General features: G+C 55.7%; 6 protein-coding genes. 4 read left to right on the top strand and 2 right to left on the bottom strand.

Translation table 11 applies throughout. From position 1 onward, the window contains the following. On the top strand, window positions 1–924 hold a 924-nt coding region (locus RMSM_RS40590), incomplete at its 5' end, for a hypothetical protein (RefSeq protein WP_040763799.1). A 160-nt stretch (window positions 925–1,084) separates the two neighbouring features. Then, complete coding sequence (locus tag RMSM_RS02815; protein WP_008691292.1) at window positions 1,085–2,161, top strand: mannose-1-phosphate guanylyltransferase; 1,077 nt, start codon at window positions 1,085–1,087, stop codon at window positions 2,159–2,161. 135 nt (window positions 2,162–2,296) lie between these two features. Here RMSM_RS02815 and RMSM_RS02810 read toward each other — a convergent pair whose 3' ends face one another. After that, entirely contained in the window at window positions 2,297–2,551 is a 255-nt protein-coding gene (locus tag RMSM_RS02810) for a DUF202 domain-containing protein (RefSeq protein ID WP_008691291.1), read from the bottom strand. Continuing rightward, the gene (locus RMSM_RS02805) at window positions 2,548–6,996 is read right to left on the bottom strand and encodes an FHA domain-containing protein (protein ID WP_008691290.1); all 4,449 of its coding nucleotides are present in this window, start codon (window positions 6,994–6,996) and stop codon (window positions 2,548–2,550) included. The genes RMSM_RS02810 and RMSM_RS02805 overlap by 4 nt, the downstream gene beginning before the upstream one ends. A gap of 852 nt (window positions 6,997–7,848) precedes the next feature. On the opposite strand from RMSM_RS02805, the gene RMSM_RS02800 reads away from it, so the two are divergent. Both RMSM_RS02800 and RMSM_RS02795 read left to right on the top strand, forming a co-directional pair. Next, window positions 7,849–8,262 (top strand): TraR/DksA family transcriptional regulator, encoded by a 414-nt coding sequence (locus tag RMSM_RS02800; protein ID WP_008691287.1) that lies wholly within the window; start codon window positions 7,849–7,851, stop codon window positions 8,260–8,262. Between the two features lie 441 nt (window positions 8,263–8,703). Further along, entirely contained in the window at window positions 8,704–9,975 is a 1,272-nt protein-coding gene (locus tag RMSM_RS02795; RefSeq protein WP_008691286.1) for a S1C family serine protease, read from the top strand. The last annotated feature ends 77 nt before the right edge of the window (window positions 9,976–10,052 follow it).

Here is a 10,052-nt window from a genome sequence, read left to right as displayed (position 1 = left end):
ATTGATTCGACCGAACCACTCTCACGCGACGCGGTATTGATTGGCATCGCCGATCGTGTCGATGCGGTCTACGTACGCCCAGGCGGCAAGATCGACACCCAACTTCGAACGCGGATCGTCGCACTGCGGGATCCATCAACACGCGTCGCCGTGATCGCCGACGTCCCATCGGCCGCGGTAAAGTTGATTGATCAAGGAGCGATCGGTTGGTACCTGACTCGCCCCGACCGGGAAACAACCAAGATCGTCGATCACACGGCACCAGGACGTCCGGAATGCGGAGCGAGCAATGACACGGACTGGACACGCACGGACGGCCAATGGTTGACTCACACCACCCGCGGCTGCGGCGGTCCGTGGCCTGGGCAAACCGAACATCAACATCAAGATGAATTGCTGCTCCATCACCCCAGCGACGATGAATCACGACGTTCCGCCGGAAACGGTCCCCTGCAAACGCTCGCTCGCATTGTTCGCAGTGGCGTGATCGTTGCCAACGCGATCACCAGTTCAAAAAAGTATCCGGTGGTCTGTTTTTCCGAAGTCCCGTTAGCAGATCGTTTGCGCAAACGCAAATTCCGTCCGCATCTTGGCCGCTGGGACGATGAACCGTATGGGATTGCGATCCGCCTGGAAGCAGCTAGGCGACTCGGATTAAAACCAGTCATTTATGGTGATTTGAAACAACGAAGCCAACTTGCTGCGGAAGACCAATATCGCTTTCAAGCCAAAGGAAAAACGTTCGATTGGACACGCGAGCGTGAATGGCGATCCAATCGCTCGGTCGACCTGACGCAATTGGACCGCCGCGACGTGCGAATCTTTCTGCCGTCGGCGGATGAAGCCAAATCGCTGCGTCCGATCACGGATTGGCAGATTACGCTGTTGGGCGACGACGCGAATCCGATCCACGTAAAAAAGTAGAATGTGAATTTTTCGCGAAGCGTGAAACGAGGGAATTTGACAAGCTCGGTGGCGTTTCAAAAGCCTCTACTTTTGTCTACGCTGTGCAGCAAACAATCCACCAAGCATTGACGGCAAATTAAGCACGTCACGGTTGAATCCTTCACCAGAGAGACAAATCATGCTTCATGCAGTGATCATGGCCGGCGGTAGCGGCACGCGATTTTGGCCTGCCAGTCGAACGCTTCGCCCCAAGCAATTGCTGACGCTGCACGGCGACCGGACCATGATCCAATCGACCGTCGACCGGTTGGGCGACTTGGTTCCTGCGTCACGGCAAATGATTGTCACAAACAAAGTCCTTGTCGATGCAATCGCCGAACAATTGCCGTCGCTGTTGCCCAAAAACATTGTCGGCGAACCATGCAAACGCGACACCGCCCCCTGTGTTGGCTTGGCAGCCGCCCTGGTTCATCACGAAGACAACGATGCAATCATGGCGGTGATGCCGTCGGACCACGTGATCACGTCGCCCGAAGCGTTCCAAGCGGCCATCGCCGCCGGTGAAGCGTTGATCAAGGAAGACCCGACGCGAATCGTCACTTACGGAATCCCCCCCCAGTATCCCGCCGAATCGTTTGGCTATGTCGAACGAGGCAAACCGATCGCCGCCGAGGGTGCATCGGTTTTCCAAGTCAAACAGTTTCGTGAAAAACCTGATGCCGAAACCGCTCGTCGCTATGTCGATGCAGGATCATTCTATTGGAACAGTGGCATCTTCTTGTGGCGAGCGTCGACCATCCTTGACGCATTGCAGAAGAACGAGCCTGAGATGTATTCGCATCTCGCCACGATCGCCAACCGCATTGGCAAACCCGACTACGCCGAAACACTCGAGAAAGAGTTTGCAGCGATCCAAGGCAAGTCGATTGACTATGCCGTGATGGAACAATACCCGAATGTGGTCGTGATCGAAGCCGAGTTTCCATGGGATGACGTCGGCAGTTGGCAAGCTTTGTCGCGACTGCACGACGCGGATGAAGCCGGCAACACCGTTGTCGGTTCACATATCGGTATCGACAGCAAGGGCTGCATCATCAACACCCACGACGGACATACCGTGGTCACGATCGATGTTGATGACTTGATCGTCGTACAAACCCCCGATGCCACCTTGGTTGCCCCTAAACACGCCGAAGAACGTGTCCGCGAAGTCGCGAAACAGCTAAAGGAAAAGGGGCTCGACGGCTTGCTGTAGTCGCCGCTTTCAACGAGAACCGTTTTTTTTGAACGACCATCACCCCAGGCACCGCCTGACCGATTTTTGGTGCTGCGGTGACAGTAGCTCGCCTTCGTGTGATCACGCCAGGCAGGCGTGTGGGTGAGCGGGCGATCAATCGGCGTGAAGTCGGCGGCTTAACTTCGTGAAGCGGACTACACCGATCACGCCGATCACAAACCCGCCTCCGATCAGCGGCCACGCAATAATGTGATAGATAAGCGTGACCGAAAAGAACTGCAGAATCGAAACCCCGGTGCCTGAGACCATCAGTGCGGTTCGTCCGTAGGCCAACAAGGTACGCTCGTTGGCCAAGTCGGTGCGAATCAAATTCAGATCCTCACCGGTGACCTCTTTATGTTCGCTCATGACTTCTTCGGTTTTACGGCAAGATCCAACTTGGCTTCAAGCTTGGCCGCCATCTCAGCCTGTTCCTTGAGCTCTTCTTCGCTGGGTCCAGCCTGTTCTTCTTCACGAGCCGCATCCTCTTCGATCGCTTGCATCCGCTTCTTCGCTTCGGCTAGCAACACAATGCCCTCGTTGAAACAAACAAATCCGATCACCACAATTGCAATCGCAGCAATATAGCGAAGCGACCATGTAGTGAACATGATCATGGCAACCGCACAGAGAATCGCCACGCCAGTTTGAGCGAATTTTGACATCGCTTTGATCTGCGTATCTCGCGTTTGCACACGAGTGCTTCGCGAGATCGCGTTGCGAGCCGATTGATTGGCCAACTCTCGCATCGCCGACAAATTGCTGGTTTTCTCAGGAGCTTGCGAACGTGGCACCATCGGCTCATCAGGATCAATGAACGTTGAATCGTCGCCGTCCGCCGTCGTGCCCGCGACCGTAGTGGATCCTAGGACCGACGCGGCCGCCGTAGAGCTGGTGTTCGATTCCGATGTCGAGGTCTGAGTCGTCTTGCTCGCCGTGCTCGTTTCGGCCGGTTGCGTTGATTCACCTTGGACCCGCTTCAACAAACGGTTCATATAGGCTTCGATCGAATCCTCGTCGTCCTCAGCGACCGCTTCGGTAGGATTCTCGGCAACCACCGTATCGTTTGACAGCACCGTGGCATCGCCCGCAACCACGGGATCGTCGTCGAATTCGTCGGCTGTGTTTTCGCCGATATCGTTCTCCCCGATATCGTTCTCGTCAATATCGCGGGCGGCCACCGCATCGTGATCCTCGGCGTGATCCTCGAGCTGGTCGATCGACATCGGTTCGTCGAGTGGTTCGTCCGATTCCGTGTCCGCATCCAATGCGTCGACATCGGATTCACCCATCATCGCCTGATCAACGCTGACTTCATCAAGAACCGCGTCCTGAGAATCGCGATACGACCAAGCACGCGTGTGCTCGACCGCGTCGGCGTCCAATTCTGGTTCCGCATGCGGGTCATCCAATTCCGCTTGCGGGTCGTCCGATTCCGACTGCGGTTCGTGATCCAACGCCTCGATTTCGCCGAACATCGACGTCACTTCGACCGCATCGGATGATTCATCGGATCCAGCCGACGCATCGACATCGTCCGCTTCATCGACATTGCAACCGTGGTCTGCATCGACCATAGCATCGCTGTGATCCCAAGGCTGATTTTCGTACGACGCGTTGTCCGCTTCGATATCCTGAATCAATTGGCTCGCCAACGACCCCATCGAAGCGTAGGGATCCTCGCTGTCGCTGTGTGACGCTTCGTGCGGTGCCAAATCATCAGAATCGTGGTCGGATTCGATTTCGTTTACCGCGTCACTGGACTCAGGCGATTCGCTGTATTCCGGAGATTCACTGTGCTCGTACGCTTCATCCGCTTGGTAATCGCTGTGTTGTGAGGACCAAATATCTCCCGCTTCCGAACTGTCGTCGACCACGTCCTCGCCCGTCGCGACAACTTCATCGTCCGCTTCGGACTGGTACGCAATGGGGTCTTCAGCGGCGGTCTCATCTGCGGTCTCATCTGCGGTCTCATCGGCAGTTGACTGGAAACCTACCGCCATCTCGTCGTCAAGCAGCTGCGAAGGCGTGTTCCAGGTGCTTTCCGAGACGTCAATATCGTCGTCGTCATGACCGTCGTTTGATGCATTCTGCGGCGAGTCGTCCGATGCGTCTGATTCATCAAGCAATTGCGAAGGAGTCGCCCAGCTTGTCGACAGCGATACGTCGGATTCCTGTTCCGCCGCATCATCTTGCAGTGGCGAGTCGCTGGCTAGTTCCTCACTTAGCAATTCCGACGGAGTTCCCCAAACACTCGAGGTCCCTTCTTCGGCTGCAGGATCGTCGCCAAGCTCGGCATTAACATCACGAGCGTCCGAATCGCGAGCGTCCGAGATCGAATCACAAACATCCGAGAACGACGACTGTACGTCATCTTCAGTCGCTTCGATCATCCACTGAGCCTGTTCGCCAGGAGCAACGGGCAGATCTTGATCAAGCGACTCTTGATCTATCGACTCGTGTTCGAGCGACGTGTGTTCTTGCGCCGCTGGCGTTTCGTACGTTGGCCAAGCCTCGCTGTCGTCTTCATAGTTCGACAGCATTCCGGCAGCCTTCTCATCTGGGTTGACGAACGTCGGCTCTTCGCCCGCTTCGAAACCCACCGCATCATGGTCGACCCAATCATCACTTGATGGACCTTCGCTGCTGTTGGCTTCCGCATACTCCTCTTCATGAGAGAAGTCCGTTTCGCTAGCCGAGCCGGCTTCCATGACCGGAACACTTTCGTCATCCGCGTCATCGACCTGGGACAATGACGACACGTCGATCGGGTTGTCCAGGCTCTCAGCACCGCTGGGGGTCAACCCCAACGCGGGATAGGGCGACAGCGACGATGACGTGCTGTCTAGTGTGCTTGGCATTCCGCTCGGGGGCGTATCGTACGCGGGACCGGGACGTTCGACGAACGCGTCTTGCAGTTCCGCGATCGCTTCTTCGTATTGGGCCCGCATGCGGCTGAGCTGCTCGGTCGTTGCACCCAATTCGGCAGAAACCAAATCAAACGCTTCGGACGTGGGACGCACTTGGACTTCGGCGAGTGCTTGATCACGCTGTTTCGAAATTTCGTCGATCCGGTGAGTCACTTCGTTATTGACGTCACGCAGTTCCGACAATTCGCGATGGGCGTTGGCAAGTTCGACCGACAACGCTTCGACCGATTGGTGCAATTGCTCGGCTTCGGCCAACCAGCTGTTGCGATCCGCTTCGTGGCGTTCGCCGTTTTCAGCCAGCATCGTCTCGAGTTGCTGAATCGTTTCGCGAGCTTCGCCATAGTTGCTTCGCAGCTCCGACGATTCTTCACTGGCGCGAACGACCGTTTGCTGAAGCTCTTCGATTTGGTCTCGCAGTTGCTGAGCAACGACTTCGCTTTCAGCCACAATACGTCGTTCGGATTCACGTTGGCTGCGAATTGCTTCGAGTTCGCGAGTGATCTCTTCCAAACGAGCTTCGGCGTCGGCGCGAAGCGATTCACTCTTGGCACGCTCTTGAATCGCTTCATCGCGAGACGCTTCGAGTTCGCGTTGAATCCGGCGATGCTCTTCGCGGTTCTGAACCTCTTCGCGAGTCAGCACCTCTTGATTTGCCGATAGCGTTTCGAGCTGTTCGTTCAGATTGTTGAACTGCTCTCGCATACGATGAATCGCATCGGTCGCGGCCTTGGCCTGTTGTTGCGACTGAGTCAATTGTCGCGCAGCTTCCTCGACTTGGCGGCGATAGTTTTCCTCGAGGCTTTGGAATTCGACCTCACGCTTGGCCAACATTCGCTGATTCGATTCGTTTTCTTCGAGCAGTCGCGCGACTTCGGCCTTCTTTTGCTCGTACTTAGTCTGAATCGTCCGCGCGTTGGATTCCTCTGAAAGCAATCGTGCTTCGCGTTTGTAGAGATCTTCGGCGCGAGACCACAGTTCGGTTTCGCGGCCACGCAGTTCATGTTCACGTTGCGAGCAATGTGATTCACGACGCTCGCATTCCTCTTGACGTTTTCGCCACTGTTGGACTTCACGACGCAGTTGTTCGCGCCATGCAGCGTCCTCGGCCATCGGCACATTGGGGGCAAAGTCGCGACGAGGCGTCGACGGAGGCGCCGTCATCCCCAGGGGCGATGTCGGTCGAGACGATGGATACACGCCGGCGGCAATCGTGCTATCGAGCTGTCCGAGGTGTGCAATGTCGCGGGGATTGCCGCTTCGCTCGCCCGATGACGCAACCGATGTTGTAACGCTGCGGTGGTGGAAACGATCTGATGTAATCGATTGAGTGCTGGTTTTGGTCGACGCAAGCAACTCGAACTGATAGTTGCCTAACCTCATCACGTCGCCGACGCTCAGCTTGGCTTCCGTCATCCGTACGTTGTTGACCTCGATCGGTACCGAGTAGGCACGAACCAGGATCTGGCTCGCATCGCGGATCAACACGGCATGCATCGGTCGCAGCGATCGATCGCCAAGCTGTACCGAACAACCGTGGGCGCTGCCGAAGGTGTAGCGGTTACCAGTCAATCGCAGACGACGAACGGGCGATCCAGCACTGATCACGCGGAATTCCATCGCCTCGGTTTCGTCCGGCTTGCTCAGCAGACTTGTGCCCGATGCGGCCAGCAACGGAACCTGTCCCGAGCTGACATCAAGCGTTTCATAGGGAAACGCTAATTGGTCCTCAATCGTTTGCTGTGAACGGAATAGCGAAGACGCATCACGAGGCTTCGCGGAATCCGAAACCGACTCAGTGGACGATTCTTTGACCAAAGACCAAAAGCGTAGTCGTCGTTTGGAAAGGGAGCTGTATCGCTCGTGTGATCGGAATTCACCGTTCATGTCCCTTGCATCGTGGTATTAGCTAGTGGTTCGCAATCGCAAAGCGTCTCCTCGGAACCGGGCCGCCAATTCGAGAATGGCAAAATCCGCATCGAGATGAAGGATCGGTCCGCAATTGCTGGCAAACAGGGCATCTGGGGATCCCCCACAGTCGATTTGTGTTTGCACTGTATCTTCTTCGGATCTGAGGACTTATTACGGTTAATCTAATCGTGACGACGATGCCAATTTTATCGATTATCCACTCTTATGCCCGTCAAATTGGCAGCCTGCTTCGATTTGCTCAGCTCTGCAGCACATGGCAACGCTCGCCTGGATCGCAAATGTCCTACGAGAGGAAAATTCTATCGGGGGGCCCGAAGACGCTAAAACCGCTGCAATCGCGACCTGAAACGGTGGCGAACGATGAAAATGCTAGGAAATCGGATTCGGGAGGAAGACAATTTGCCCAAGCTTTCTATGATTGGGGCGAACTAACATCGGACGCGATAATTCGCTGAACCTTCGGAACGAAATGTGCGTAAAGGCGGGTTGAACCACTCAATCCCAAATATTTCGTGAGTGACGTCGTCGTTATCTGGTCCATATACGGGTATCCTATGCCACCCACTGCACGGCTTGGCCCTACTACACTGCTTGGCCTCACTGCACCGCATGGCATTGAACCGCAACATGAATCGTGGAATCGGATTCGATATGCTCACAGAATTGCCGCTGCAAACGCGTTGGCGGGGCGAAGTTCGGAGATGAGCATGATTAAGCATGAGCAGTGAATAGCGAGTTTGGAGTTAGCCAATACGGTGCATCCACATTTTTAAGGACGCATCGATCCTATAGAGCGAGGTTACGAAGATGCCACGAAAAGACGCGTTGTTGAAGCTCCGAGAAAATCTTATCCGTCGTCGCGATGCGTTAAGTCGTGCTCTGGCGGGTGACCTGAGCTTATTGCAAGAGCTGCATCAACAAAAAACCGGCGACGTGCTTGACGCCGCAGCGGACACGATGCAGGACGAACTGAACAGCCAGTTATTGGAAGTGGAAAGCCGCGAGCTGAGCGCAATCGAAGAAGCGATCGTTCGAATGGAACAAGGCGGATATGGGGATTGTGTCGATTGCGGCAAACCAATTCCATTGACCCGCTTGCGCGCGATTCCTTATGCGACCGAATGCATCGCATGCCGGCGTAAATCCGAAATGTCCAGCGGCACAACCGGTGCGGTCAGTTGGAACCGTGTCTTCGAAGATGCCGAAGTCGACTCGGTCTAGCATGACAAATTTAAGTCGCGGTGGTTGAAATTGATCCGGCCCTATCGGTCGTGACAATTTGATTACCGAATTTGTGGATTGTAACCTTAGACGGCCGGACGAATGTTCGGCCGTTTTTTAATGCGCCGAGAGTACTAGTTCTGACGTATGAAGCGCACAGGGATGCCAGCAAATGAAGGAACAAAGCTCGCGCCCCCCCGAGGTCGATGCATACATTCACGTCGGCACCTCTCCATGCGACGACGTTCCCTGCAATGACGACCACTCATTATCGGCACCCTTCCAATCCCAGACGACGCCATGAATCCAACCTCTTATCCCGCTGCGGAGACGGTTCGACATCCAACCGTTGCCGAACGTCGTTCTCGTCTCGCTCAGATGTGTGGGTGGGTAATGCCACAGCGAACTACGCTGGCGGCCAGCGTGGCGTGCGCTTTGGCTTTGGGGATAACGTCCATTGGATTTGCACAGAACCCAACGATCATCAAACGCTCGATCGATTTCAGCCCCAATCCGCCCTCGTACAGCGTCACCGACAACGTACCGGCCCCCTCACGGTATTCGGCTCGCGATTCCGCCTACCCATCCGATTCAGCGTACCCATCCGATTCAGCGTACCCATCCGATTCAGCATACTCGTCGGATTCGGCTTACCAAGAAAACCGTTCGGTTAGCGTTCGTCGCCCATCGCTTGACGAGTCAACGGAACCGCTGATCGAAGATCAACGCGAACGTTTGTTCGATGAACTGGCCGAAGAATTCAGCATGTTCGATCGATTGGGGAACCTCGTTCGTCGTGTATCCACCCTGGTCAAGCCAAGTGTGATTCACATCGAAGCCCACAAGACCGAGAAGAACGAATCTTATGACGAAGCCGGAGCCGGCGTCGTGTTGCGGATCAACAACGAAACTTGGGTGATGACGAATCGGCACGTGATTGTCAGCGCCAGTCCGAAACAGATCCTGTTGCGGACCAGCGACGGTCGCGAGTTTCACCCGGTCAAAGTATTGTCCGACCCCAGCACCGATGTGGCCGTGATGAAGGTCAATGGCATCGACTTGCCTGCTGCGCGATTGGGCGATAGCGACTCAACTGAGATCGGCGACTTCGTGATTGCGATCGGCAGCCCGTTCGGGCTCAGCCACTCGGTCACGTTTGGCATCCTCAGTGCCAAGGGGCGTCGCGATTTATCGTTGGGCGAACAACGCATCGATCTGCAGGATTTCTTTCAAACCGATGCCGCGATCAACCCTGGCAATAGCGGCGGTCCGCTATTGAATCTGCGTGGCGAAGTCGTCGCCCTGAACACCGCGATCGCCAGCAGCAGTGGTGGCAGCGAGGGCATTGGGTTCGCGATCCCGATGAACATGGCCATCAAGGTCGCGGATCAATTGGTTCGCAACGGACAACTCCGCCGCGGTTACCTTGGCGTCACGCTGGACCCCGATTTTTCCGCCGCCGACCTTGCCGCAGCAGGTTACCAAGAAAAGGGAGGAGCGCTTGTGAAGAACGTTCGCCCTGGTTCACCCGCCGAGTTGGCTCACCTGCAGCGGGGCGACATCATCGTCGAATTTGACGGCAACCCGGTTGAGAACGATGACCATTTGGTCGCTCGGGTTGGCTTGACGCCAATCGGATCGAAAATCCCGATGATCATCTACCGCGATGGCAAGCGTTATCGAACCGCCGTAACGCTGACCGACATGCGGTGATGCCGCTTGGTTACCGCCCGCTTGCCGCTACGAGAAACTTCGATTTTGACCGGGTGGCTTGCGCCGTGGCTGGGTGG

This window comes from Rhodopirellula maiorica SM1 (assembly GCF_000346295.1).
GTDB classification, from domain to species: Bacteria; Planctomycetota; Planctomycetia; order Pirellulales; family Pirellulaceae; genus Novipirellula; species Novipirellula maiorica.
This window is presented reverse-complemented; position numbering and strand designations above follow the sequence as displayed.